The following is an 829-nucleotide window of genomic DNA, read 5'->3' on the forward strand; positions in this document are numbered from 1 at the left end:
CGCCCCATCCGGCCCGTTAATTTCCCCAGAAGCAACGCCCGGCCATCCCCCAGGCGGGGCGAAAAACCTCCGAACTGGTGGCCTGCATAAACCAAGGCCACCGGATGCGCATCCGGTGCAAGGTCCAATCCGATCAGAGCCCTAGCGGAAAGATCGGGCAGACCAAGCTGCGCACACATGCCTTCGTTCAGTTTGAGCGTGGCTGGCGCGGGAACCGGGGGAGTTCATGAAGTGCAGGAAGTAGCGCGAACGCTCCTGCACGTCATGATAGTTGTCCAGCGTCCAGTTGAAGTTCAGGAACTTCGGCGGGATCGCAATGGCGNTCCACCTCGGATTTGAAGCTGGTCAGGATCGTCCACAGGATCGGGAAAAAGATCACCAATCCCACAGCCCATGCGCAGACCGTGACTACGGCCTTGCGCTGCGTCGTGCTTGCTCGTGCCATATCAGGTCTCCAGATTCTTGCCGATCATCCGCATCAGGAAGATCGCAACGATATTGGCAAGGATGACCGCAACNAATGCCGCCTGCCGAACCGAGGCCCACGTCATACTGCAGCAGCGACTGCGAATAGACGAGGTAGGTGAGGTTGGTCGACGCGTTACCCGGACCGCCATATATCGGCCTTCGACATCACGGACCGGCTGCACGCACTGACCTGCCCTGTTCTGGCACTTGCCACCAAGGATGACCTGCTCGTGCCATATTCCCGTAGTGAAACGCTAATTCAGAGTTTGCCGAAAGGGAGCTTGCATATGATGGACCATGGCGCCCACGCGGTGAACATCACTCAACCCGATGCGTTCAACATTGAGATGATGCGGTTTCT

At 58.0% G+C, this 829-nt stretch carries 3 pseudogenes; all 3 read right to left on the reverse strand.

The annotated features are described in order from the left end of the window. Positions 1-218, reverse strand: a pseudogene (locus TR36_RS15955) (protein adenylyltransferase SelO family protein); the annotation flags it as partial. A gap of 1 nt (position 219) precedes the next feature. Next, a pseudogene (locus TR36_RS14065) lies at positions 220-445 on the reverse strand (carbohydrate ABC transporter permease); the annotation flags it as partial. A gap of 1 nt (position 446) precedes the next feature. Continuing rightward, a pseudogene (locus TR36_RS16150) lies at positions 447-615 on the reverse strand (sugar ABC transporter permease); the annotation flags it as partial. Between the last annotated feature and the right edge of the window lie 214 nt (positions 616-829).

It is taken from the genome of Falsirhodobacter sp. alg1, assembly GCF_000739715.2.
Taxonomy (GTDB): Bacteria; Pseudomonadota; Alphaproteobacteria; order Rhodobacterales; family Rhodobacteraceae; genus Falsirhodobacter.